The sequence below is a fragment of the Acinetobacter sp. A1-4-2 genome (assembly GCF_040233925.1).
Classification (GTDB): Bacteria; Pseudomonadota; Gammaproteobacteria; order Pseudomonadales; family Moraxellaceae; genus Acinetobacter.
Window position 1 is genome coordinate 293,835 of the sequence record NZ_CP157981.1, and the last position, 24,377, is coordinate 318,211.

Genomic DNA, 24,377 nt, shown 5'->3' on the forward strand with positions numbered 1-24,377 from the left:
GATGTGAAATCAAATCTATTTTAGATTTCCCATTCGTGATTACATTCACGGCATTTCCATTTCTTTTGCGATTGCATAAAGCCTTGCATGGAAATTTTAAAATCTGGCAGGTCGCGGTAAAACAGGAAACCGGCGATAACGCAGATGATAAAGGCCACTACGGTTGCAACTTGTAGGGTAGAGCCTGCACCATCGCCAAAAATCCACATCGCAATACTAATTAAAACCAGCAGTAATAAGATAAATACTGCGGGAATAAGAAAGACCAGGCTTTTAGGAACTACAGGTCGTACTGCAGGGCTACCGGCTTGAGCGACAGGCATAATTTTAGGGCTTTGGCATTTTGGGCAACGGTATTGCATTACAACTCCATCATTTTAATTTATCGCTTATTTTAATCGGAATGACACAGAAAGCAAAAACAGCGCAAATAAAAGTTGATAAAAGATTGAGACAATAAAAAACCCAAGTCGCAATGCTTGGGTTTTTTATCAGATCAGCATAACGATATTATGGCGATCTTGAATATGGCGTCCCTACGGGGATTCGAACCCCGGTTACCGCCGTGAAAGGGCGATGTCCTAGGCCTCTAGACGATAGGGACAATTGAGGCAACACAAAAGAAGGTGGAACTTGGTGGAGTCAAGGAGGATCGAACTCCTGACCTCTACAATGCCATTGTAGCGCTCTACCAACTGAGCTATGACCCCAGTTTGTGTGAGCGCAATATTAGGGGTATTGCGCTCACACGTCAACTATAAAATCAATTATGCTTCATCAACTGCATTATTTTTCGGCAATTTTAAGCTTTCATTGAGTTTTTCCCAGATTTTTGCTTCTTTTTTGCTCGGTCCGCCAACAATTTCCAGGGCATGACGTAAACGCGCGAAAGTTAAGTCAGGCCCAATCGTCACCATCGATTGCATGACTGGGGTTGAACTGGTTGAACCGGCAATGGCAATAAAGAAGGTGGGCATAAAGTCACGCAGCTTAATTTCCATCTGGTTGGCCAAGTCCATTAAGGTTTGACTCACCGTGTCGTTATTCCAGGTGAACAGGCTTTCCAGACGCCAAATGGCGAACTGCAAGCTTTGACGAACCTGTTCTTCAGACAATTTCTTGCTTTCAAACTGTTCTTTGCTGATGCTTGGGAACTGGTTGAAATAGAAACCAGCCCAGTTCACTGCTTCAGAAAGCAGGTTGATACGCGGCTGAATGGCAGCAGCAATGTCTTCCAGGGTATTGCGGTCAGATTTCCATGCTAATAAAGTATTTAACAGCTCGGCAGGCGAGAGCGCTTTAATCCATTGACCGTTGAGCCAGTTGAGTTTTTCCACATCAAAGATCGGACCGCCGAGGGATACACGTTTAATGTCGAAATGCTCAATCATTTCTGCCAAAGTGAACTTTTCACGTTCATCTGGCATTGACCAGCCCATACGACCTAAATAGTTCAACAAGGCTTCAGGTAACACACCAATGTCTTTGTAGTAATTGATAGAGGTCGGATTTTTACGCTTAGACAGTTTTGATTTGTCCGGGTTGCGAAGTAATGGCATATGACCCAGTACTGGCATTTCCCAGCCAAAGTATTGGTAGAGTAACTGATGTTTTGGTGCCGATGGTAACCATTCCTCACCACGGAAAACGTGAGTGATTTGCATCAGATGGTCATCAACCACATTGGCAAGATGGTAAGTCGGTAAACCATCGGTTTTCAGCAAAACTTGCATGTCGACTTGAGCCCAAGGAATTTCAACTTCCCCACGCAGTAAGTCATTGACTTTACAAATGCCTTCTTCAGGTACTTTCATACGAATCACGTGGGGCTCACCTGCGGCAAGGCGACGCTGCACTTCCTCTGCCGACAGCTTTAAACCACGACCATCATAACGTGGTGTTTCGCCACGCGCCTGCTGTTCAGCACGCATTTGATCCAGTTCTTCTGGTGTTGCGAAGCAGTAGAAAGCATGACCTTTTTCTACTAGTTCCAAGGCATATTGTTTATAGATGCCCATACGTTCGGATTGACGGTACGGTGCATGTGGACCGCCCACATCTGGCCCCTCTGACCAATTTAAGCCTAACCAGCGTAATGAATCTAAAATCATTTTTTCGGATTCAGGGGTTGAGCGCAGTTGGTCGGTATCTTCAATACGAAGAATAAATTCACCACCATGCTGTTTAGCAAAACATAAGTTAAACAAGGCAATATAAGCAGTGCCTACGTGTGGAAAGCCAGTAGGAGAAGGCGCAATACGAGTACGAACAGTCATAACCAATATTTTTCAGAATGTGAATGAAGGCTATTATAACGAAAAAGCCTAATCACTTAATGTTAAATTCAACATTGAAATGATTAGGCTAGATAGGAACTTCTAAAGGGGAATAAGTTCGCTGTTGAGTTAAGAGCTGCTTTGAGGGAACAGTGCTTGCACAAACCGGCTGAATTTCTGGTTTTGAGCAGCAAAGAAGCTTTGAGTTGGTGCCACTTTAATTTCGGTCAACATCTTTAAATCGTTATCGGCACGTAACGTATTTCCGCCTTGCTTTTGCTGTTGCAGGGCTTTTTCAATCAATGAAGACTTTTCAGAACCTAAAGTTACTTTGGCTTCGCTACTTTTGATTGCCGCTGCATGTCCCAGCTGAGCCATAAACCCTAAAGTTAAACTTAAGCTAAGCGCTTGTACAATTGCTGTATATCTCATTTCCACATCCCCCTTTTTTTCCGGTGCTGGAATTTTATATATTGTTTTAATCCGATGAGCGAGTACCATTTAACCATACAAAAAAATACAAAAGTAGAACTAGCTCACACTTTTTTACAAAATAATAAATACCTGTAAATATTGTATTCTTTGTATCAAACAAATATGGAGACAACATGAAGAATCAGGAAAAACAACAAGCTGTAGATTTATGCTGATATTTTTTAGTAATAAAAGTGCATTTTAAAGCATTTTATGGATATCTTTAAAACTGATTTTTAATCAATAAAACATTATAAGTTTATGATTGTTAAAAATATTTATGATTTATATAGTGTCCTCATTGTTAAATAAAAGTTAAATAAGAGTGTTACACATGAAAAAAATAATTGCCTCTACTCTTTTGGTATTGCTTGGGGGAATAGGGACACAGAGTTTTGCCGCGAAAGATTTCCTGAATGTGTCTTATGATCCGACCCGTGAGTTTTATCAGGAATATAATCAGGCCTTTGGTGCGTATTGGAAACAACGTACTGGACAGGACATTAATTTCAAGCAATCTCATGGCGGTTCAGGTAAACAGGCACGTTCCGTGATTGATGGTTTGCAGGCTGATGTCGTGACCCTGGCTCTAGCCAACGATATTGATGAAATTGTAAAGGCAGGCCTGATCCATAAAAACTGGCAAAAGCAGTTTCCGAACAATTCTGCACCGTATACCTCGACTGTGGTTTTTCTGGTTCGCAAGGGTAATCCCAAAAATATTAAAGACTGGAACGATTTAACCAAGCCGGGTGTGGAAATTATTACGCCAAATCCGAAAACCGGCGGTGCACCACGCTGGATTTACCTGTCTGCATGGGGCTATGCATTAAAACAGCCGGGTGGAAATAATGTTAAAGCACGGGAACTGGTGAAAAAACTGTATGGCAATGTCAAAGTACTGGATTCTGGCGCACGTGGCTCTTTAACCACTTTTGCAGAACGTGGTATTGGCGATGTGCTGCTGTCTTGGGAAAATGAGGCCCTGCTGGCGACTCAAGGCTTGGGCAAAGACAAGTATCAGATTGTTTATCCCTCCATTTCAATTCTGGCTGAGCCATCGGTGGCGATTGTCGATAAAAATGTCGATAAGGATGGCAACCGTAATTTGGCTAAAGGTTATCTCAACTATTTATATTCGCCAAAAGGGCAGGAGCTGGCAGCCCAGCATTTCTTTCGTCCGCGCAATTCCCAAGCGGCAGCGAAATATGCGGCACAATTTCCCAAAATCAAACTGTTTACCATTGGGGATGTGTTTGGCGGATGGGCCAAAGCACAGAAAACCCATTTTGTGAATGGGGCCATTTTTGATCAAATTTATAGTGAAAAGAATTAAGCTAGATTTTCGATAAAAAAGTCAAAACGGATAAATTATTATCCGTTTTTTTCATATCCAATCCATAAAAATCTATATATCTTGAATAAGTATAATGTTTTCGTCATTTTTCTATCTAAAACAGTAGATTAAGTAGAAAAACCTTTTATCTTAATCGGTTATGTCTAAGTTTGATGAATTGCGGATTATGACTTTATTTCATATAGTTAGCATTAATGAAGATAATTGATCTGTATGCCATGAAAACTCAATTTAAAGCCTTATTCAGTGCAGTATTGCTTGCTACCGGCATGGCTTTTACTGCAACTTCTGCTCAGGCGGCAGAACGTGAATTTCTAAATGTATCTTATGATGCAACGCGTGAATTTTATGAAGAATTTAACAAGTCTTTTGGTGCTTACTGGAAAGAACGTACCGGCCGTACTGTCAATTTTAAACAGTCGCATGGTGGTTCAGGTAAACAGGCACGTTCCGTTGTGGATGGACTAAAAGGCGATGTGGTGACTCTGGCTCTTGCCAATGATATTGAAGAAATCGTCAAGTCCGGCCAGATTCAACGGGGTTGGCAAAAAGAGTTTCCGCATAACTCTGCGCCTTATACTTCCACCATCGTGTTTATGGTGCGTAAAGGTAATCCAAAGCATATTAAAGACTGGTCTGACTTAACCAAACCAGGCGTACAGATTATTACTCCGAACCCGAAAACAGGCGGTTTACCGCGTTGGGTATACTTGTCGGCTTGGGGCTATGCGCTGAAACAACCGGGGGGTAATGAGGCCAAAGCCAAAGACTTCGTCGGTAAAATGTACCACAACGTTAAAGTGATGGACTCGGCTGCACGTGCTTCAATGACTACTTTCGCGGAACGTGGTATAGGCGATGTGTTATTGACCTGGGAAAATGAAGCCCTGGTGACGCAAAAAACTTTGGGCAAAAACAAATTTGAAATTGTTTATCCATCCATGTCTATCCTGACCGAGCCGTCGGTTGCTATTGTGGATAAAAATGTAGAGAAAGATGGCAATAAGTGGTTAGCCAAAGGTTATATCAATTACTTGTACTCACCATTGGGTCAGGAAATGGCCGCAAAATATTACTACCGTCCGCGTAATCCTGAGGTGTTGGCTAAATATTCTGCGCAATTCCCTAAACTAAAAACCTTTACCATTGATGAGGTATTTGGTGGTTGGGCTAAAGCACAACAGACCCATTTTGTGAATGGTGCGATTTTTGACCAGATTTATAATAGCAAACGTTAATTCTGCGTGATCTAAAAAGCCAATCCTTTGTGATTGGCTTTTTTATTTTGAATGAAGCATAAATTTAAAAAAGATGAGTAATAGTTCTCTATTTTTATTGGTTCAGCAAAGTTTGGCAGATTTTAACAAACAATAAAGAGAAGAATCGGGTTTTTAAAATAATATGCATTTACAACAAAATTTGCTTCAATATCCCCAAAAACGGTTTTCTCTATGAAAAGTAATATTTCCCTACAAAAAGTCGTTTGGAGCTTTGTTAAAACAAGGTAATAATGTGCAGTTACATTTTTCCTAGTATTGATTGAATCCTTATGTCGCATATTTCTGTATTACTTCACGAAACTGTTGATGCCTTGTTGGCAGATCGCAATACAGGAATTTATGTCGATGGCACTTTCGGTCGCGGCGGTCATACCCGTTTATTGCTGTCTAAGTTAGATGAAAATGCACGTGTTTATGCCTTTGATAAAGATCCGCAAGCTTTGCAAACAGCGGCACTCTTGGAACAGGAAGATTCACGTTTCAAGATTATTCATGCCAGCTTTGCCGATTTAAAGCAGGAGCTGGAAGCGCTGGGGATCGACCAGGTGGATGGGGTGATGGCAGATTTAGGCGTGTCATCGCCACAACTCGATCAGGCGGAACGTGGCTTTAGTTTTATGAAAGATGGTCCACTCGATATGCGTATGGATAATTCGCAAGGTCCAACGGCGGCCGAGTGGTTGGTGGATATTGAAGAAGAAGCCCTGGCAAATATCATTTTCCAGTATGGTGAAGAACGTTATAGTCGCCGTATTGCCAAAGCTATTAAAGCTGCCGGCTATATTGAAACCACGGCTCAACTGGCAGAGATCGTAAAGGTTGCCCACCCGAAATGGGAAAAAAATAAACATGCGGCAACTCGAACTTTTCAGGCCATCCGTATTGCCATTAATAAAGAATTAGATGATATTGAAGCATTCTTGCCACAGGCTGTGGAAGTTTTAAAACCAGAGGGACGTTTGGCGGTGATCAGTTTCCATTCACTGGAAGACCGTTTAATTAAACAATTTATTCAAAAAGAATCGACTTTAGCGGAAGATACCAGTTGGGTATTACCACAAAAGCGGGAAGATACCCGTCGTTTAAAGAAAATTTCCCGAGTCTGTGCCAGTGAAGAAGAGGTGAAGGCCAACCCTCGTTCTCGTAGTGCATGGCTTAGAGTTGCAGAGCGCTTAGCTTCAAAAGGCGAATAATGAAAACTGAAGTTGTTGAAAAGAAAACTGACAAAAAACCGATGAAAAAATTCATCAGTTATATCATTTTGCTGCTGTTGGTCTTTGTCAGTGCAATCATGGTGGTATTTCAAGTGTTTGAATATCGTCATGACTACCGCGAACTCAGTTCTTTTATGCGGGAAAGGGATGATCTGAATGCAGAGTGGGGGCGTTTGCTGATTGAGCAACAAACCTTTGGTGCGACGGCACAGATTGGCACGCGTGCGGTAACGCAATTGCGCATGTATTCGCCTCCTGCAGCACAGACGGTTGTAATTGCTTTACCAATGACTTCAGAAGATAAAAAATAGGGCTAGCTGTAATTATGGTTGACAAAAGAACAACACAGGCAACACGCAAAAAGCAGCAGCCGATTAGTGAGAAAAATGCCCTCAGTGTAGACATGTGGCGTTTTTATTTGATGTGGAGCGTGGTTTTACTCTGCTTTTTAGCTCTGGTGAGTCGTGCATTTTATGTGCAGGTGATCAATAAGGACTTTTTGCAAAACAAGGCCAATGCCAATATTTTAAGAACTGAAAAAATCAAGGCGATGCGTGGCGTCATCTATGACCGTCATGGTGTACCTCTGGCTATCAGTACGCCAGTGATGAAGGTGGTGATTGATCCGCGTGACTATTTTGAAACCAAAAAACAGTTTGACGAGATTACTGCCGAACTGGCTAAAGATCCCAATAACCGCAAACTGAAACGCCAGTTACCTGATAAAAATCTTAATCTGGATGAGCTTGCCGATGCAGTGGGCATCGACCGTGCCGAGCTGAAAAAGAAAATGAACGACAAACCTCGTTCACGTTATCTGGTACTGCAAAAAGAAATTCCACCCCAGCAGGCGGAACTGATCGCGAAACGTGAGTTCCAGGGGGTTTATACCGAGAAAAACTATAAACGTTACTATCCGCAGCCGCAGCCCAATGCCCAGATTATTGGTTTAACTAATAGTGAAGGCGTGGGGATTGAAGGCCTGGAGATGCAGCTAAATAAGGTTTTGTCTGGTCATGATGGCGAACAGCAGATTGTGCGTGATAAAAAAGGCAACCGTTTTAAAGATCCTGAAATTATCAAGGAAGTCGAAGCCGGAGAGAATATCACCTTAAGTATCGATTCACGGCTGCAATATATTATGTACCGAGAATTGACTGCTGCCGGTGTGGCCAATAATGCCCGCTCTGCAACCGCGATTGCGGTAGATGTCAAAACCGGTGAAATTCTGGCCATGACCAGCTGGCCTTCATATAATCCCAATGACAAAAAGAGTCTGGCCAATAAAGATGCCATGCGTAACCGCGGTGCAGTGGACTCGTTTGAGCCGGGTTCTACCATGAAACCGCTGACTGTGGCGATGGCGCTGGAAAGTGGCAAATATACCGCGAACTCTGTCGTCAATACTTCGCCGGGTAGTATGCGTATTGGTAACCATACCATCCGTGATACGCATAACTATGGCGCACTGACCCTGGGGGGCATTATCCAGAAATCATCCAATGTTGGGGTGGCAAAAATTGCCTTGTCACTGCCTTATGCAACCTTACCGACTTTCTATAAACGAGTAGGTTTGGGACAGCGTTCTGCGGTGAAATTCCCGGGTGAAAGTGCGGGTCTGATTTTGCCGCCAAGCAAATGGAATGTCTCTGAAGTAGGTACCATGGCCTACGGGTATGGTCTGAATGCGACCGTGCTGCAAATTGCCGATGCTTATGCCATGATTGCCAATAAAGGGGTCAAAGTCCCTTTAAGCTTATATAAATTAGAACAGCCACCGAAAGGCGAACAGATTATTGATGCAAAAATTGCCGATCAGGTGCTGTTGATGATGGAAGCTGTGACCTTGCCGGGTGGTACAGCACAACAGGCGAATATTCCAGGTTATCGTGTGGCGGGTAAGACTGGTACTGCGCATAAATTACGTGCAGACCGTAAAGGTTATTCAGATAGTGAGTACCGTGCGCTGTTTGCCGGTATGGCGCCGGTCAGTGATCCACGCTTGGCTATGGTGATTGTGGTGGAAAACCCGAAAGGACAATATTACGGCGGTTTGGTGGCAGCACCGGTATTTGCACGTGTGATGCAGGAATCCTTACGTTTGATGAACGTGCCTTTAGATAAACCTTTAGATACTCCCAAAATCCAGTAACAGGTGATAAATGTCGATTACATTTCAAGATATCTACCATACTGAGAAAACCGCTGGATGGATGAGCAAGCCATTCACTGGCTTTAGTTTAGATAGTCGTAAAGTTGACGCAGGGCAAATTTTTATTGCCCTGACTAGTTTTTCTCAGCCTGAAAAAACCTTGCAGTTTGCCCAATCGGCTTTGGCAAGGGGGGCTCTGGCTGTGGTCAGCGAAACAGATTTAGGTCTGGAAAATAGTATAGTGGTAGCGAATGTCCGTCATTTGATGGGACAGTGGCAAAAGCAATATTTACAAGTGACCCAAGCTGTAAATGCCGCGCGCATTGTTGCAGTGACAGGAACCAACGGTAAAACCACCATCTCACGTTTAATTGCGGAACTGCTGATGTTGCAAGGCAAGAAATGCGCCGTGATGGGAACCACCGGTAACGGTATTTTACCGAATCTGGAAGCCTCTACGCATACTACGCTGGATGCCTTGCAGCTGCAAAATGCCTTACATGAATATGCGCAGGCCGGTGCTGAATTTGCAGCGATTGAAGCCAGCTCGCATGGTCTGGAACAGGGGCGTTTAAATGGCTGCGATATCGAAATTGCGGCTTATAGCAACTTGAGTCGCGATCATCTGGATTATCACGGAACGCTTGAAGCTTATGCTGAAGCCAAGTCGCGATTATTCAAATTTTTGACTTTGAAAGTAGCCATTATCAACATTGATGATGAACATGCACAGCTCATGATTGATGCTGCCCAATCAAATCCGGCCCAACCGAAAATCCTTATTTACTCGACTACTCAGACAGCTGACTATCGGGTTGAAAATATTCAATATAGTTTAAACGGTGCCTGCTTTAAACTGATCACTGCGGATGGTGAATTTGAAGTCAATAGCCCATTGCTGGGTCATTTTAACGTAGAAAATCTGGTGGCGAGTCTGATTGCTGCACAGCAGGCTGGCTTTAAGCTGACCGATTTGATTGCAGTTGCAGCACAACTGAAAGGTGCGCCGGGTCGTATGCAGGTGATCCGTGATGGCGAGCGTCTGTTTGTAGTAGATTATGCCCATACGCCAGATGCCCTGGTTCAGGTACTGACCACCTTAAAACGCCATGTAGCGAAAAATTTATGGGCAGTATTTGGCTGTGGTGGCGACCGTGACCGTGGCAAGCGCCCGCTAATGACTCAAGCTGCCCTGGACCATGCCAATGTTGCGCTGATCACTTCAGATAATCCGCGCACCGAAGACCCAGAACAGATTTTTGCCGACATGAAAGCCGGAATTGATTTTTCAGAGCATCAAGTGCATGAAATTCATGACCGCCGTGAAGCGATTAAATTTGCAGTGAAACAGGCTCAGGCAGGTGATATTGTGGTCATTGCCGGAAAGGGGCATGAAAACTATCAGGAAATTGATGGCGTACGTCATTGGTTCGATGATGTGGTTGAAGTGCAGGCGGCCATTGATGCACAGCATCACTCACCAGATTCAGCTTATCCTGCGCAATAGGGAACCATCATGCATACATCAACTACCAGTACAGTACCTTTAGAACCGTGGACAGCCGTACAGCTTGCTGAAGCCACCCAGGGTTACTGGTTGAATGAGAAAGTGCCTCAAGGCGCAATCAAACGGATTTTGACCGATTCACGCTTTGCGGAAAAAGACGATGCTTTTCTTGCCTTGCAAGGCGAACGTTTTGATGCGCATGATTTTGTTGCCCAAGTGGCGGCTAAGGGCTGTGAAATCGCAATTGTTAGCCATCCGGTGGATGCTGATATCTGCCAGCTTGTGGTTGCCGATACCCGTCTGGCATTGGGATATCTAGGGGCTTATCGCCGTGCGCAAAATTCACAATTGAAAGTGATTGCCCTAACCGGCAGTAGTGGTAAAACCACCACCAAGGAAATGCTCGGCAGTATCTTGTCACGTCTGGCACCGACCTTAATTACCCGTGGCAACCTGAATAACGATTTGGGTGTACCGATGATGCTGCTCGAGCTACGTGCTGAACACCAGTATGCAGTGATGGAATTGGGCGCCAGCCATCAAGGTGAAATTGATTACACCTCAAATCTGGTGCAACCGCATGTGGCTGGAATTATCAATATTGGTACTGCACATCTAGGTGAGTTTGGCGGACGCGATGGCATCTGTCGGGCAAAATCGGAAATTTATCGTCATATTGATAAAGCAGGTAGCTCAATTGTTCCTGCGGCAGATGATTTTACCGATATGATTCGCCAAGCGGTGCAAACTGAGAAGGTATTGAGTTTCGGACAGCATGGTGATGTTTTTGCAACAGATATCGAGTTGCAAGCACAATCTTCCCGCTTTACGTTAAATACCCCGCAAGGTGTGCGTCAGATCAATCTGCCATTTGCCGGTGAACACAACGTGCAGAATGCTACTGCCGCCGCTGCTTTTGCCTTGGCGATTGGTGTTGCGCTGGATGATATTGTGACCGGTTTGGAGCAGGCGAAAGGTGCGAAAGGCCGTTTGAACTTTATTCATACCGCAAAACATCTGTTTATTGATGATACTTACAATGCCAACCCGACGTCCATGCGTGCTGCAGCCGAAGTGCTGGCGCAGCAGGAAGGCGTCAAAGTAATGGTGATTGGTGATATTGGCGAATTAGGTGCAAGTGCTGCACAGCAACACTATATGCTGGGGCGTGACCTGGTTTCTGTACCGGGGGTTCACTTCGTGGTCGCTGTGGGTGAATTTGCTCCGGCCACCCAGGAAGGGGCACGCAGTACCCAGTATGGCAAAAAACTGCAGGCCTTCTTGACCCAGGCGCAAGCCCTTCCTTTCTTACTTAGTTTAATTGAAACACATCAACCTCAATCCATGAGTTTCCTGTTTAAAGGTTCTCGCTATACCCACATGGAAACATTGATGGCTGATTTGATGGAGAAACTCTAAATGCTGTTATGGCTATTTGAACATTTGGCGGGCTTTGACAGCACGTTTCAGGTGGTTCGTTATTTAACTTTACGTGCTTTGCTCAGTGTCTTAACCGCATTGACCATTGGACTGGTTTTGGGTCCGGTGATGATCCGTAAGCTCCAGGCTTTAAAATACGGGCAGGCGGTAAGTTCTTTTGCTCCTGAAAATCATGCCAAAAAAATGGGAACCCCAACCATGGGTGGGATTCTGGTCCTGCTGTCGATTGGTATTTCAACCCTATTATGGGCAGATTTATCTAACCCTTATGTCTGGATTGTACTGGGCGTGATGGTGATTTTTGGTGCTGTCGGCTGGGCAGATGACTGGATCAAGGTACGTTATAAAGACAATGCCGGTCTGCCTGCACGAAAAAAATTCTTCTGGACTTCAGTGGCTTCTTTGGGTGCCGGTATTGCCCTGTATGTGATTGCGACCCAGCAGGCTAATCCTATGCATACCAGCAATATGCTGGATCTGTTGATTCCTTTCTTTAAAAATCTGACCATTCCATTATCCGCTATTCCTTTAGGGATTGGTTTCATTATCTTTACCTATCTGGTAATTAACGGTGCATCCAATGCGGTGAACCTGACTGATGGTCTGGATGGTCTGGCGATTATGCCGATTGTTCTTGTTGCTGCCGGTTTGGGAGTATTTGCCTATCTGGCCGGGGATGTCCGTTTTGCCAATTATCTGCATATCCCCTATGTAAAATATTCTTCTGAACTGGTGGTGATTTGTGCAGCTATGATTGGTGCCGGTTTGGCCTTTCTTTGGTATAACGCACATCCTGCACAAGTATTTATGGGTGATGTCGGAGCTTTATCCTTAGGTGCAATGCTGGGTACGATTGCAGTCATGGTTCGTCAGGAAATCGTATTTGCGATTATGGGCGGGGTATTTGTGGTCGAAGCCATTTCTGTATTCCTGCAAATTGGTTCACTGCGTATGCGAAATAAACGTGTCTTCCTGATGGCGCCGTTGCATCACCATTATGAGAAAAAAGGCTGGCGTGAAACCCAGGTGGTGATTCGTTTCTGGATTATTACGATTATGCTGGTAGTTTTAGGCTTAATGACCTTAAAATTGCGTTAAGCAAATATTCGAAAAAAGCTGGCATTTGCTCCCACATCTGCCGGCTTTTTTATCGCCTGATTTCAGGCATTGGAGAAAAATATGAATCTGCTGATGTGTCCTGTCTGTCATGAAGTATTGAAACTGACTGGAAAAACATGGCACTGTGTGAATAATCACAGTTATGACGTGGCCAAACAGGGCTATGTGAACCTGCATGTAGTGCAGCATAAGCACAGTAAGAATCCGGGTGATACACCTGAGTCGGTACAGGCCCGTCGTGCATTTTTAAGTGCCGGTTTCTATGCGCCTTTACAGCAGGCAGTGGTTGAAAAAATTCGCGCGTTACGCATTGAAAATCTGCTGGATATTGGTTGTGGTGAGGGTTATTACACCAGTGCCATGCAGGCGGAAGTACTGCAATGTGTCGGTGTGGATATTGCTAAAAATGCCGTTCAGGTGGCTGCAAAGCTCAATAAAAATGTGACCTGGGTGGTAGGTACGGGGGCGACCTTGCCAGTGCTGGATGCTTCAATTGATTTGTGCACTAGCTTGTTTAGCCCGATTCCGAAACAGGAAATATTACGGGTACTGAAACCGCATGCCTGTCTAATGGTGGTGACCCCGGCGAAAGAGCATCTCTATGCCATGCGTGAGGCACTTTTTGAAGAAGTGAATCCACATGAACCGCATAAATTTGTCACTCAGCTGCAAGATGCTTTTGAGCTGGTGGAGGAAAGTGTGGTCGATGCTCCCCTTACCTTGTCACAAGCGGATTTAAAGCATCTGATTGCGATGACGCCTTATGCCTATAAAGCCAAGCCAGAGCGACGTCAGGTGTTAGAGCAGAAAGATCAGTTTGAGTTAAAGGCCCAATTTCAGATTTATTTATTTAAAAAGAAATAAGCTCCATAAAAAAACTCCCTCAAATGAGGGAGTTTTTTTATCTGTCTAAAATTTTATTGAAATACATCAATCAGATTATCCAGCGCATCCGGTTTGCTGTTTTGTTTTTGCATATCTGGAGGATTTGCATTATTTGGAACCAGGATTTCTTCTCCGGGCAAGTCGTCAAAGTCGCTTTCCGGTGCCCGCACTGGGGCAGCAGGTGCCGGACGGTACAATGGACGAGCCAAAGGTGGAGAGGAGCGATCTGTCTGGACGGGTTCACCTATAGTAATCGTTTGGTTACGATTGGCTGGTGCTTTGGCATTTTTGTCAAAATGTACCCAGGCTGCTGGTGTACCTTTTAAGGCATTGCCCATAAAGTTGGTCCAGATTGGCAAGGCAGCAACACCACCGTATTCCCGACGGCCTAGTGTAGTTGGTTGGTCAAAACCAACCCATGCTACAGTCACCAGTTTGCCATTAAACCCTGCAAACCAGGCATCTTTGGCATCATTGGTGGTTCCTGTTTTACCGCCAATATCATCACGGCCAATTCTGAGTGCGGCACGTCCGGTACCATGCTGAATCACATCACGCAGAATATTGGCCATGTCATATGCCGAGCTTGATTTCAAGATACGCTGTGCCTGACGGTACTGGCTCTTCGTTTCATCCAGCTCAAGTTGGGCCAGCTGTTTTTCTTCTGGCAGCGTTTGATTGGTGACATTAATCACTTCATCATCAGGAGTCACGGCTTCTGCAGGTGCAGTTTCTTCATCATTTTGATTGATGCAGGAAATACACGCATATTCCGGATTGCTTTGATAAATCACTTTGCCATAGGCATCTTCAATACGGTCAATAAAATGTGGCTGAATGCGGTAACCGCCATTGGCGAAAGTGGCATAGCCTGTAGCCATTTGAATAGGAAGAACTTGTGGTGTACCTAAGGCAATCGTGTAATTTCGCGGAATCTGATTTTCATGCAAACCAAAATCCATCAGTAATTGTCGGGTACGCTCGATGCCCACCGTTTGCAGCAGGCGAACCGATACCGTATTTCGCGATAAATACAGGGCGCGACGTAATGGAATCATGCCAAGATAACGACCATCGGAATTTTTTGGTGACCATTTGCCAATAGTGATCGGACTGTCATTGACCATGCTATAGGGGGTCATACCACGTTCAAGTGCCAATGCATAAACAAACGGTTTAATGGTTGAACCTGGTTGACGCCAGCCTTGTAAGGCGCGGTTGAATTTGGACTGATAAAAATTGTATCCACCAACAATTGCTTCAATTGCGCCATTGTTCGGGTTTAATGCAATCAGCTGGCCTTGTGCTTTAGGAATCTGTACCAGTGCCCAAGAGGTTTTATTGTCATTTGGACGTAAGCGGATAATATCGTTTATTTTCACGATTTGTGCAGCTGTACGCGGAGCAGGACCAATGCTATTGGCATTTCGATAGGGAGCAGCCCAAGACATGCCTGACCAGGGCACAGTCACGGTAGAGCCATCTTGCATCAAAGCTTCAAAAGAGTTTTTCTCGACTTTAACCACCTTGGCCGGATAGGTATTGGCATAAGGGATGAAATCGTTCAGTGGTTTGTCATGTGCCTCGGCACCTCTCCAGCCGTGTCGGCGGTCATAGGCTTCGAGACCTTCCTGTACAGACTGTTCTGCGAAGGCCTGACGTTGGCTATTGATCGTGGTATAAACTTTATAGCCAGAATCAATTGCTTGTTCACCAAACTTTTCCACCAATTCTGAACGGACCATTTCACCGACATAGGGATATTTGTTATTGATGCCACGTTCTGGCATGTCGAGGTTAACCGGTTCAGCAATGGCTTGTTTATACTGAGTTTGATTAATATAACCCAACTGCAGCATACGACCCAGAATCCAGTTACGGCGTTCTAAGGCACGGGTAGGATTGACGACAGGATTGTATTTTGAGGGTGCTTTGGGAAGGCCGGCAATCATGGCCATTTGAGCAATACTGAGCTGATCCAGATTTTTGTTGTAGTAAATTTTTGCAGCTGCAGCAATCCCGTAGGCATTTTTACCCAAGAAGATTTTATTTACGTATAAGGTAAGAATTTCTTCTTTAGTCAGGTTCTGTTCAATCTTGCGTGCCAGAAAAATTTCAGTCAGTTTGCGTTTTAATGTACGTTCAGGGGTTAAATAATAGTTTTTTGCCACTTGCATGGTAATGGTGGAACCACCAGTTTGCACATTGGAGCCGGTGATGGTTTCACTCACCGCACGACCTAAACCTTTAAAACTGATGCCGCTATGTTCAAAGAACGATGAATCTTCTGCAGCAAGAAAAGCAGAGATAAAAGGTTTGGGAATCTGTTTGTATTCCACCGGGACAGATAACTTTCCGCCATACTCGGCAATCAGCTCATTATCTGCACTATATACTTGTAAAGGTTTTAATAATGGCGCCTTTTTTAAGGTGGTCATTTTAGGCAAGGATGGGGCAATATAGAGATACATACCATAAAATCCCATCGGAATTGAGACCAAAACTATAATTATGATCAAAAAAAATGGATGAACATGGCCCGAACAAGATAGCTTTTTCATAACAAGTAAGTTTTAATAAGAGCTAATGGCAAACTAATTGGCGGTCAGTATAGCCTTTACACATACAGATTGTTAGATGAGTTATTGTATCTGTATAAAATTATAGACCATCACTGATTAGTAAGTTACTTTTATTGGGGATAAAAAAATAATAGGAATTATATTGTGCTCAGGTTATATCGTAAGCCGAATAAGGGATTAATAGGAGTAGATATTAGTTCTACTTCTGTTAAATTGTTAGAACTTTCTGTTAAGAGCGGTAACAGGTATTGGGTAGAAAGCTATGCGCTGATTCCTTTGCCTGAAGGTAGTGTTGTTGAAAAAAATATTTTAAATCCCGAAGCAGTGGGTGATGCGCTAGAGCGAGCACTCAATCTTGCCAATACTCAATGTACAGCTGCAGCGCTCGCAGTCCCAACTTCACTGGTCATTACCAAAACCATTGAAATGGATGCGGATATGACGGATGACGAACGTGAAGTCCAGATTCGCATGGATGCCGAGCAATATATTCCCTTTCCTCTGGACGAAGCCAGTCTGGATTTTGAAGTATTACCGGATCGTTTAGCCAATCCGAATCGGGTGAATGTGCTTTTAGTTGCAACGCGTCTTGAAAATGTAGAAGCACGTGCTGAAGTGCTGGAACTGGCTAACCTGAAGCCAAAAATTGCCGATGTTGAAAGTTTTGCGCTAGAAAATGCCTATAAAGTATTTTCCGATACTTTACCAATAGGTGTGAATACGGTGGGTATTTTAGATATTGGTCATACCATGACGACCTTATCTGTCATGCAAAATAATAAAGTGATTTATACAAGAGAGCAGGTGTTTGGCGGTAAACAGCTGACTCAAGAAATTCAAAATCGTTATGGTCTGTCTTTTGAAGAAGCGGGTCGTGCCAAGAAAACCCGTTCATTGCCAGATGACTATGATGTTGAAGTCTTAGAGCCGTTCTTGGAAGCTGTAGTTCAGCAAGCAGCAAGATCACTGCAGTTCTTCTTCTCGTCTTCACAGTTCAATGAGATTGACCACATTTTATTGGCGGGGGGAAATGCGAATATTCCAGGACTCGCGAAATTACTACAACAAAAACTGGGTTATCGCGTCACGATTGCCAACCCATTTTTGCAAATGGGGTTTTCTCCACAAATCGATATTAAAAAAATAGAGAATGATGCTTCCTCGCTCATGGTGGCATGTGGTCTGGCATTGAGGAGTTTTGATTAATGGCAAGAATTAACTTGCTCCCTTGGCGTGATGAGCTGAGAGAGAAACGAAAAAAAGAATTTATAGCAATTTGTATTGGGGCGGCATTCATTGGCGCTTTGGCGGTTACATCCTCATGGTTTTACTATGACCATAAACTTGAAGACCAGGAACAGGCCAATCAGCTGATTACCAGCACCAATCAAAATCTTGATGTGCAATTAAAATCTCTGGAAGGTTTGGAAGCGCAGCGCAATGCTATTATTGAGCGTATGAAACTGATTCAAGGCTTGCAAGGGCAACGTCCGATTGCAGTACGTCTGATAGATGAACTGGTTCGTGTTGCGCCAGCTAATTTGTACATTACCAAATTTGTGCGTACAGGCGATAAATTCACCATTGAAGGCAGAGCTGAAAGTCCAAATACCGTGGCAGAATTTTTGCGTAATTTAGAAGCATCTGCCTGGTATCGCAACGCTTTCATGAATTCTTTTTTAGCGGTTGAAGAGCAAAAAGATAAAGCACCAAGTTCCGTGATTCCACGTATTGAAGAGGGTTATGGTTCATTTGTGGTGACTGCCGACCTGGATGAAATCGCTCAGCCTGCTGCACCGGAAGCACAACAACAAGCAGCATCCAATACAGCTAATTCAACCGTGGAGGCAGCCAAATGAGTCTCGATGAATTTGATGAATTAAATCCAAATGAAGCTGTAGTACGTAAAAAGAAAATGACGCTGGATAAGTTTCTTCAGCAGTTCAATACCTTAGATCCAAATAATTATGGTAGTTGGCCCTTATCTGTCAAAATCACCTGTTGGATTTTGATTGTTGTCATGATTGCTTTTCTCGGGTATTTTTTAACAATTAAAAGTAAATTGGATAATATTTCGAATGCTGCTGCTCAAGAGCAAAACCTGCTTAACGAGTTTCGTGAAAAAGATTCTAAACTTCGCAATTTGCAGTTATTGCAAGCACAGTTACAGGAAATGGAAGCGAATTTTAATCAGCAATTGGAACAATTGCCTAAAGAAACTGAAATTCCAGGACTGGTTGAAGATATCAATGTGACTGGTGTGAATTCTGGTTTGAAATTTAAAAATATCCGTTTAGAAAATGAAATAAAACAAGAGTTCTTTATTGAACAGCCAATTGCGATTGAGGCAACCGGTGATTATCATGCTTTTGGTTCTTTTGTAAGCGGGATTGCTGCACTGCCACGTATTGTGACTTTGCATGATTTTGAGATTACCGCCTCGGAAAATAAAGAGAAAAAATCTGATATTCCTCAAGTGAATTATAACGTTAAAGCAAAAACATACCGTTATATCGGTGCTGCGGATGCTCAAGCGACAGAAACGCAAGCTGCGAATGCAAATTCGACTGCTACGACTGGAGGGAAATAGTAATGAAAATGCAAAAAATCTCTCTAAGTTTGATGTTGGGCTTGTTGCTGGTCGGTTGTGATTCGCGTATTGATGCGGTGAATGAACAAATGGCCAATATTCGCAACCAACCGCCATTGCCGATTGAACCTGCACCGGTTTTTCCACCTGTACCGACATTTGATTATGCTGCACACCAGCTTAAAAGTCCTTTTCTACCGAGTTCACTGGCTGCTGAATTAAAAATTATGTCAGGAAAACGTGTCTATCCTAATTTATCACGTCAACTGCAACCTTTAGAAAGCTATGCAATTGAATCCTTGAATATGAAAGGAAGTATGCGTAGCCAGTCTGGACAGATCTTGGCATTGATTCAAACCCCGGATGGTGAAATTGAGCGGATACAGCGCGGCAGTTATATGGGCATGAATCATGGTCGTGTGGTCAATATCACGCCTACACAGATTGATCTCGTGGAAATTGTTCCAGATGGGCGAGAAGGATACGTGGAGCGTCCAAGAAGTCTAGTATTAATTGGACCGGCGCCTTAAGTTTAAAAGGAATAAAAATGAATAATAGGTTTAAAGATTTTATATTTGGGGATGGCAATACAATGAACCATTTGTTTCGTCAATTTTCTATGGGTGCCGTTGCGATCGCGATCATGCAGGTTGCAAATGCACAGGTGAGTATGACCAATATTGTACCGATGCAGATTGCAGGCCAAGGTACAGAAATTCGTGTCATGTTTAATGGTTTGCCGCCACAACCTCAGGCTTACCAGCTAGAGCAGCCTTCACGTTTAATTCTTGATTTTGATAAAGCCCAACAAAGTTTAAAACAAAATAGTATTCCCGTTGCAACGAAAGAGGCTACTTCAATCGATGTCAGTTCTGATGCCCAACGCTCACGTTTAACCGTGAATTTGGCTGAAGCGGGTGCCTTTACCACGCGTGTCGAAGGCAATACTTTTATTTTAAAAATTAATTCTACAGCTGCGAATACATTTGCCTCTCAGCAAGTGGTTGCTCAAAAAACTGCGCAAGGTATTTCTAATATTGGTTTCCAGCGCGGCAGTCAGGGTGAAGGTCAAATCGTTGTGGATTTATTGGGGAGTAATACTCCGGTAGATGTACAGCAACAGGGCAGTAAAGTCGTAGTGCGCACTTTGGGTAATAAAGTTCCTGCACACTTGGCGCGTCGTTTAAATGTCAATGATTTCGCAACTCCAGTATCTACGGTCGATGCTACCAATAATGGTGGCAATGGCGTGATTACCATTCAAACTTCTGGCAGTTATGAATATATGGCTTATCAGACGGATAACAAACTGACTATCAGCTTAAAACGTCCTGAAGATAAAAACCCATTAAAACCTAAGGCAGCCAATGCTTATACAGGTAAAAAGATTTCATTAGATTTCCAAGACATTGAAGTACGTCGTGTCCTTCAGTTGCTGGCTGACTTCACTGGTATCAATATGGTGACTGCCGATAGTGTACAAGGCAATATTACCCTGCGTTTAAAAGATGTACCATGGGATCAGGCCTTAGATATTATTTTAAAAACCAAAAATCTGGATAAGCGCCGTAACGGAAATGTCATCTGGATTGCGCCGGTATCGGAATTGATTAAGGCGGAAGAGGAACAGGCGAAGGCGATAGAGCAAAGTGTAAAATTGGCGCCAATACAGACCGAGTATATGCAACTTAGCTATGCAAAGGTTGCTGATATTGAAAAACTGATTACCCAAACTAAATCTTCAAATAATTCTAATTCTAATTCTAATTCTAATTCTGGCAATGGTAATGGTAATAACAATTCTAGTGAAAGTTTATTAAGCTCACGTGGAACTATATCCTCTGATGCACGTACCAATACACTGATTATTAATGATACTGCACAGAATATAGATAAAGTGCGGAAAATGGTGGACTTACTCGATATTCCTGTCAAGCAAGTGATGGTTGAAGCCCGTATTGTTCGTGCTTCCACAGAATTTAGTAAAGAAATGGGCGTGAAGTGGGGTATATTGTCACAAGGCATTAATCAAAATAATGACCTGTTGGTCGGCGGTAGTGATACAACTTTATGGGATTTAAAAACACCGGATGATGATGGTAAATATACGATTCAACGTCCAAACAATCTAAATGTAGATTTAGGAGTCACTACTGCAGGGGCAAGTCGTATAGCATTTGGTTTAATTAGCCTTTCAGATTTTATGCTGGATTTGGAACTTTCTGCATTGCAAGCTGATGGTTATGGTGAAGTGATTTCTACTCCTAAAGTGTTAACAGGTGATAAACAAAAAGCGAAAGTGGCTTCTGGACAACAAATCCCATATCAATCAACTGGAAAGGATGGTCAAGCAACAACAGAGTTTAAGGATGCTTTGTTAAGTTTGGAAGTTACTCCAAGTATTACGCCAGATGGCAAAATACATATGAATTTGGATATCAATAGTGATTCAGCAGGTCAAATCACCCCTGATGGTAATATTGCTATTAATAAAAATTTTATTAACACAAATGTATTAGTCAATAATGGAGAAACTGTAGTCCTAGGGGGAATTTTTGAACAGGAGTCCAGTAATAAGCAAGCCAAAGTACCATTCTTGGGTGATATTCCTTACGTAGGCCGTTTATTCCGTAAAGATGTGAAGTCGGATAACAAGCGAGAGCTATTGATTTTTGTTACACCACGAATTGTTAATGACAGTGTTTCAAGAAATCATTAATATATTTTAAATTTAGCAAAATAAATAGGTGACTCCTTGCCAAGCAATGAGTTTGAAACCCTGCCAAATGTCTATTTGGTAGGGCCAATGGGGGCTGGGAAAACAACTGTTGGTCGTCATTTAGCGGAACTGTTGGGACGAGAGTTTCTTGATAGTGATCAGGAAATTGAGCGTAAAACAGGTGCGACAATTCCTTGGATTTTTGAAAAAGAAGGTGAAAAGGGATTTCGTAACCGTGAAACAATGGTGATTGATGAACTTACTGCTCGTCCACACCTGGTTGTTGCAACCGGTGGCGGAGCAGTGACCCAGTCACCGAATCGCGAATTTTTAAAACAACGCGGAATTGTTGTTTACCTCTATACTCCTGTCGAAATCCAATTACAGCGCACTTATCGGGATAAGAACCGTCCTTTACTGCAAGTTGAAAATCCTGAACAAAAGTTACGTGATTTATTAGCAATTCGTGATCCTTTGTATCGTGAAATTGCAGATTATATTATTGAGACAAATCAGGGTGCTGCTCGAGATTTGGCGCAAAAAATCTTACAAATGATTGTTTCTGAAGAAACAAAACTAGTCTAATTAACGGTTTTAATTTCATGCAAGCTTTACATGTTGAACTCGGTGATCGCCGTTATCCTATCTTTATTGGCAGTGATTTGGATCCTCAATCATTGCTTGAGCCGTATATTCGCGGAAAACAGGTCATGCTGGTCACCAATACCACGGTCGCACCTTTGTATCTGGAACATTATGTGACTGCAATCGAGCATTTGGGAAAAACAGTCGCAACATGTATTTTGCCTGATGGTGAGCAATATAAAAATATTGAACACCTGAACCTGATTTTTGATGCCTTATTGGAAGCGGGTTTTAACCGTGATGCCACAGTGCTTGCTCTGGGCGGTGGAGTGATTGGGGATATGGCAGGCTTTGCATCTGCTTGTTTCCAGCGCGGCGTTTATTTTATTCAGGTGCCTACAACTCTGCTATCGCAAGTGGATTCCAGTGTAGGCGGGAAAACCGGGATTAATCATCCACTCGGTAAAAACATGATCGGGGCTTTTCAGCAACCTCAGGTCGTGCTTGCTGATATGTCGCAGCTGTCGACCTTACCCGACCGTGAATTATCTGCCGGTCTGGCAGAAGTAATTAAATATGCCTTGCTGGGAGACCGTGATTTCCTGGTCTGGCTTGAACAAAATATGGATGGTCTGGTCGCGCGAGATGCGCAATTGCTGGCTGAAGCTGTTTATCGTTCCTGTGCCCATAAAGCACGCATTGTGGCGAATGATGAAAAAGAACAGGGTGAACGTGCCTTATTGAATTTAGGTCATACTTTTGGTCATGCAATTGAATCCTACCTGGGTTATGGGGTCTGGCTGCATGGCGAAGCTGTGGCTACCGGTATGGTGATGGCGGCTGATTTGTCACAACGTATGGGCTGGATTTCACTGGAAGATCTGGAACGTACAAAAAAAATCATTCAACGTGCACATTTGCCAGTAAAATACCCAGCTATTCCACTGCAAGAATTTCTTGGCTATATGGCACATGATAAAAAAGTGCTGAATGGACAATTACGTCTGGTCCTGATGAAATCGCTCGGGCAGGCTGTGATCAGCAAAGAATTTGATGTGGAATTGATGAAACAGGCGATTTTAGCGAATCAAGAAAAGGCATAAATCATGGCAACCTTCCGGACACAATGGCAACGTATTCAAAACTATATCTGGCTGGTGTGTGGGATGGTGTGCCTGTTTGCAGCACTGATCTTTTGGGCGATTACCGACAGTGATGCTTTGGTTGAGGTAGAAAAGTCTGCGGAAACTGAATCTGAACTGCAAATTCAACCGGAAAAGGTTGCTGCGACCAGCCTGCTGGGTGCACTTCAGGAAGAGGTGCGCCCTTTGCAAATGACTACACGGGTGGTGACCACAGGAAGTTATGAGCCAGAATTTTGTGGTAGCAAATTTATTAATGATAATAAAAATGCAAGTACCATCGAATTGTTTCGCACAACTAAAGATGATGTGATTCGAAGCTTTCTGAAAAAACAGGCGAATCGCAACAACTTTTTTTATATTCGTTTGAGTGGTGAGAACCAGATTGAACAATATGTACTTCTTTATGGTATCTATCGAAATAAAGACGAAGCTCAACGTGTATTAGAACAATTACCGCTACAATTTCCCAAGACTGTTCAGCCCAAAGTACAGGATATTGAAAATTATGTTTCTTTAGTCAATGACATGGGCGCAGATGAAATGGGCAGCAATCATAAGTTGTATGCAGTCAATCTCAAATCAGTCCCTTTGCCAAAAGTGGATGAAAGTTTGCTGGTTTTGCCGAAGCCTAAGCCGGCTGCAGCTGAGACTGATCCTAAAAATGCAACCACGACCACCACAGTAACCCGGCGTGATGAACAGGGTAATGTTGTGGATATCCAGCAGTCACATTCAGGTGCGGATATTGCACCGAAACAAGGCGGAAACAAGATTTCGGAAAAAGAAATTAATGACCCATTTAATTAAAAATATAGTTCTAAAATAGAGCAATTTGAGTTATAAAATTATTTATATGCACAAATATAGTGCGAAATATGTTTCTTGAAAATTAATCTAAAGTTAATGAAATTTTAATATTTCTATATTTAAAACATTTAGCACTCTAATTTTTAAATTGGCATATTTTTTGCTTTATTGGTGCATGAATTGAGTTAATGTCCCTGTTTTGGCGCGAAAAGATTCAATGAGTGTGCGAAATTGTCAAATTTACC

The 24,377-nt window shown here is 43.1% G+C and carries 21 protein-coding genes and 2 tRNA genes; 17 read left to right on the forward strand and 6 right to left on the reverse strand.

All coding sequences use genetic code 11. The features are described from left to right. Nucleotides 1–20 precede the first annotated feature (20 nt). The 5 genes from ABJ384_RS01385 to ABJ384_RS01405 all read right to left on the reverse strand — a co-directional run bounded on the left by ABJ384_RS01385 (nt 21) and on the right by ABJ384_RS01405 (nt 2,708). The gene (locus ABJ384_RS01385; RefSeq protein WP_086197221.1) at nt 21–362 is read right to left on the reverse strand and encodes a hypothetical protein; all 342 of its coding nucleotides are present in this window, start codon (nt 360–362) and stop codon (nt 21–23) included. 166 nt (nt 363–528) lie between these two features. Further along, nucleotides 529–604 (reverse strand) — tRNA-Glu (locus tag ABJ384_RS01390). A gap of 30 nt (nt 605–634) precedes the next feature. Further along, nucleotides 635–710: transfer RNA gene (locus ABJ384_RS01395), tRNA-Ala, on the reverse strand. 57 nt (nt 711–767) lie between these two features. Then, nucleotides 768–2,276 carry a glutamate--tRNA ligase gene (gene gltX, locus ABJ384_RS01400; protein WP_086197220.1) on the reverse strand — a complete coding sequence of 503 codons (1,509 nt, stop codon included), beginning with the start codon at nt 2,274–2,276 and terminating at the stop codon, nt 768–770. Between the two features lie 129 nt (nt 2,277–2,405). Then, nucleotides 2,406–2,708 carry a hypothetical protein gene (locus ABJ384_RS01405; protein ID WP_349928457.1) on the reverse strand — a complete coding sequence of 101 codons (303 nt, stop codon included), beginning with the start codon at nt 2,706–2,708 and terminating at the stop codon, nt 2,406–2,408. Between the two features lie 376 nt (nt 2,709–3,084). Here ABJ384_RS01405 and ABJ384_RS01410 point away from each other — a divergent pair, with 376 nt between their 5' ends. The 9 genes from ABJ384_RS01410 (at nt 3,085) to ABJ384_RS01450 (ending at nt 13,683) form a co-directional block, all read left to right on the forward strand. Further along, the gene (locus tag ABJ384_RS01410; RefSeq protein WP_349928458.1) at nt 3,085–4,086 is read left to right on the forward strand and encodes a sulfate ABC transporter substrate-binding protein; all 1,002 of its coding nucleotides are present in this window, start codon (nt 3,085–3,087) and stop codon (nt 4,084–4,086) included. A 239-nt stretch (nt 4,087–4,325) separates the two neighbouring features. After that, a complete protein-coding gene (locus tag ABJ384_RS01415) occupies nt 4,326–5,345 on the forward strand; it encodes a sulfate ABC transporter substrate-binding protein (protein WP_349928460.1) in 1,020 nt (339 codons plus the stop codon). A gap of 311 nt (nt 5,346–5,656) precedes the next feature. After that, on the forward strand, nt 5,657–6,580 hold the full coding sequence (gene rsmH / locus ABJ384_RS01420; protein WP_349928462.1) for a 16S rRNA (cytosine(1402)-N(4))-methyltransferase RsmH: 924 nt from the start codon (nt 5,657–5,659) through the stop codon (nt 6,578–6,580). Next, complete coding sequence (gene ftsL / locus ABJ384_RS01425) at nt 6,580–6,912, forward strand: cell division protein FtsL (protein ID WP_086197216.1); 333 nt, start codon at nt 6,580–6,582, stop codon at nt 6,910–6,912. The genes rsmH and ftsL overlap by 1 nt, the downstream gene beginning before the upstream one ends. 14 nt (nt 6,913–6,926) lie before the next feature. Continuing rightward, complete coding sequence (gene ftsI / locus ABJ384_RS01430) at nt 6,927–8,753, forward strand: penicillin-binding protein PBP3 (protein ID WP_349928464.1); 1,827 nt, start codon at nt 6,927–6,929, stop codon at nt 8,751–8,753. 10 nt (nt 8,754–8,763) lie between these two features. After that, the gene (locus ABJ384_RS01435; RefSeq protein WP_349928466.1) at nt 8,764–10,260 is read left to right on the forward strand and encodes a UDP-N-acetylmuramoyl-L-alanyl-D-glutamate--2,6-diaminopimelate ligase; all 1,497 of its coding nucleotides are present in this window, start codon (nt 8,764–8,766) and stop codon (nt 10,258–10,260) included. A gap of 9 nt (nt 10,261–10,269) precedes the next feature. Beyond that, nucleotides 10,270–11,679, forward strand: a complete 1,410-nt coding sequence (gene murF / locus ABJ384_RS01440) for a UDP-N-acetylmuramoyl-tripeptide--D-alanyl-D-alanine ligase (protein WP_349928467.1) — start codon at nt 10,270–10,272, stop codon at nt 11,677–11,679. Next, a complete protein-coding gene (gene mraY / locus ABJ384_RS01445; RefSeq protein WP_349928469.1) occupies nt 11,680–12,798 on the forward strand; it encodes a phospho-N-acetylmuramoyl-pentapeptide-transferase in 1,119 nt (372 codons plus the stop codon). It abuts the gene before it with no gap. An 81-nt stretch (nt 12,799–12,879) separates the two neighbouring features. Beyond that, the gene (locus ABJ384_RS01450) at nt 12,880–13,683 is read left to right on the forward strand and encodes a putative RNA methyltransferase (protein ID WP_349928471.1); all 804 of its coding nucleotides are present in this window, start codon (nt 12,880–12,882) and stop codon (nt 13,681–13,683) included. Nucleotides 13,684–13,736: 53 nt separating this feature from the next. On the opposite strand, the gene ponA is transcribed toward ABJ384_RS01450, so the two are convergent. Further along, nucleotides 13,737–16,265, reverse strand: a complete 2,529-nt coding sequence (gene ponA, locus ABJ384_RS01455) for a penicillin-binding protein PBP1a (protein WP_349928473.1) — start codon at nt 16,263–16,265, stop codon at nt 13,737–13,739. A 165-nt stretch (nt 16,266–16,430) separates the two neighbouring features. Between ponA and ABJ384_RS01460 the strand changes: the two genes are divergently transcribed. From ABJ384_RS01460 to ABJ384_RS01495, 8 genes are read left to right on the forward strand one after another with little or no spacing between them, the layout of a single operon-like run. After that, nucleotides 16,431–17,492 carry a pilus assembly protein PilM gene (locus ABJ384_RS01460; RefSeq protein ID WP_349928475.1) on the forward strand — a complete coding sequence of 354 codons (1,062 nt, stop codon included), beginning with the start codon at nt 16,431–16,433 and terminating at the stop codon, nt 17,490–17,492. Beyond that, on the forward strand, nt 17,492–18,145 hold the full coding sequence (locus tag ABJ384_RS01465; RefSeq protein WP_349928477.1) for a PilN domain-containing protein: 654 nt from the start codon (nt 17,492–17,494) through the stop codon (nt 18,143–18,145). The genes ABJ384_RS01460 and ABJ384_RS01465 overlap by 1 nt, the downstream gene beginning before the upstream one ends. After that, nucleotides 18,142–18,876 (forward strand): type 4a pilus biogenesis protein PilO, encoded by a 735-nt coding sequence (locus tag ABJ384_RS01470; RefSeq protein WP_349928479.1) that lies wholly within the window; start codon nt 18,142–18,144, stop codon nt 18,874–18,876. The genes ABJ384_RS01465 and ABJ384_RS01470 overlap by 4 nt, the downstream gene beginning before the upstream one ends. Nucleotides 18,877–18,878: 2 nt before the next feature. After that, entirely contained in the window at nt 18,879–19,406 is a 528-nt protein-coding gene (locus tag ABJ384_RS01475; protein ID WP_180043050.1) for a pilus assembly protein PilP, read from the forward strand. A 17-nt stretch (nt 19,407–19,423) separates the two neighbouring features. Then, entirely contained in the window at nt 19,424–21,595 is a 2,172-nt protein-coding gene (locus ABJ384_RS01480; protein WP_349928481.1) for a type IV pilus secretin PilQ family protein, read from the forward strand. 36 nt (nt 21,596–21,631) lie between these two features. Then, nucleotides 21,632–22,180, forward strand: a complete 549-nt coding sequence (gene aroK / locus ABJ384_RS01485) for a shikimate kinase AroK (protein WP_349928483.1) — start codon at nt 21,632–21,634, stop codon at nt 22,178–22,180. A 17-nt stretch (nt 22,181–22,197) separates the two neighbouring features. Next, the gene (gene aroB / locus ABJ384_RS01490) at nt 22,198–23,283 is read left to right on the forward strand and encodes a 3-dehydroquinate synthase (protein ID WP_349928484.1); all 1,086 of its coding nucleotides are present in this window, start codon (nt 22,198–22,200) and stop codon (nt 23,281–23,283) included. A 3-nt stretch (nt 23,284–23,286) separates the two neighbouring features. Beyond that, entirely contained in the window at nt 23,287–24,132 is an 846-nt protein-coding gene (locus ABJ384_RS01495; protein WP_349928485.1) for a hypothetical protein, read from the forward strand. Nucleotides 24,133–24,377: the final 245 nt, after the last annotated feature.

What these genes read in the sequence shown, in the direction of transcription:
- ABJ384_RS01385 (WP_086197221.1), bottom strand. Translation starts at nt 362, where the DNA reads ATGCAATACCGTTGCCCAAAATGCCAAAGCCCTAAAATTATGCCTGTC.
- gltX (WP_086197220.1), bottom strand. Translation starts at nt 2,276, where the DNA reads ATGACTGTTCGTACTCGTATTGCGCCTTCTCCTACTGGCTTTCCACAC.
- ABJ384_RS01405 (WP_349928457.1), bottom strand. Translation starts at nt 2,708, where the DNA reads ATGAGATATACAGCAATTGTACAAGCGCTTAGCTTAAGTTTAACTTTA.
- ABJ384_RS01410 (WP_349928458.1), top strand. Translation starts at nt 3,085, where the DNA reads ATGAAAAAAATAATTGCCTCTACTCTTTTGGTATTGCTTGGGGGAATA.
- ABJ384_RS01415 (WP_349928460.1), top strand. Translation starts at nt 4,326, where the DNA reads ATGAAAACTCAATTTAAAGCCTTATTCAGTGCAGTATTGCTTGCTACC.
- rsmH (WP_349928462.1), top strand. Translation starts at nt 5,657, where the DNA reads ATGTCGCATATTTCTGTATTACTTCACGAAACTGTTGATGCCTTGTTG.
- ftsL (WP_086197216.1), top strand. Translation starts at nt 6,580, where the DNA reads ATGAAAACTGAAGTTGTTGAAAAGAAAACTGACAAAAAACCGATGAAA.
- ftsI (WP_349928464.1), top strand. Translation starts at nt 6,927, where the DNA reads ATGGTTGACAAAAGAACAACACAGGCAACACGCAAAAAGCAGCAGCCG.
- ABJ384_RS01435 (WP_349928466.1), top strand. Translation starts at nt 8,764, where the DNA reads ATGTCGATTACATTTCAAGATATCTACCATACTGAGAAAACCGCTGGA.
- murF (WP_349928467.1), top strand. Translation starts at nt 10,270, where the DNA reads ATGCATACATCAACTACCAGTACAGTACCTTTAGAACCGTGGACAGCC.
- mraY (WP_349928469.1), top strand. Translation starts at nt 11,680, where the DNA reads ATGCTGTTATGGCTATTTGAACATTTGGCGGGCTTTGACAGCACGTTT.
- ABJ384_RS01450 (WP_349928471.1), top strand. Translation starts at nt 12,880, where the DNA reads ATGAATCTGCTGATGTGTCCTGTCTGTCATGAAGTATTGAAACTGACT.
- ponA (WP_349928473.1), bottom strand. Translation starts at nt 16,265, where the DNA reads ATGAAAAAGCTATCTTGTTCGGGCCATGTTCATCCATTTTTTTTGATC.
- ABJ384_RS01465 (WP_349928477.1), top strand. Translation starts at nt 17,492, where the DNA reads ATGGCAAGAATTAACTTGCTCCCTTGGCGTGATGAGCTGAGAGAGAAA.
- ABJ384_RS01470 (WP_349928479.1), top strand. Translation starts at nt 18,142, where the DNA reads ATGAGTCTCGATGAATTTGATGAATTAAATCCAAATGAAGCTGTAGTA.
- ABJ384_RS01475 (WP_180043050.1), top strand. Translation starts at nt 18,879, where the DNA reads ATGAAAATGCAAAAAATCTCTCTAAGTTTGATGTTGGGCTTGTTGCTG.
- ABJ384_RS01480 (WP_349928481.1), top strand. Translation starts at nt 19,424, where the DNA reads ATGAATAATAGGTTTAAAGATTTTATATTTGGGGATGGCAATACAATG.
- aroB (WP_349928484.1), top strand. Translation starts at nt 22,198, where the DNA reads ATGCAAGCTTTACATGTTGAACTCGGTGATCGCCGTTATCCTATCTTT.
- ABJ384_RS01495 (WP_349928485.1), top strand. Translation starts at nt 23,287, where the DNA reads ATGGCAACCTTCCGGACACAATGGCAACGTATTCAAAACTATATCTGG.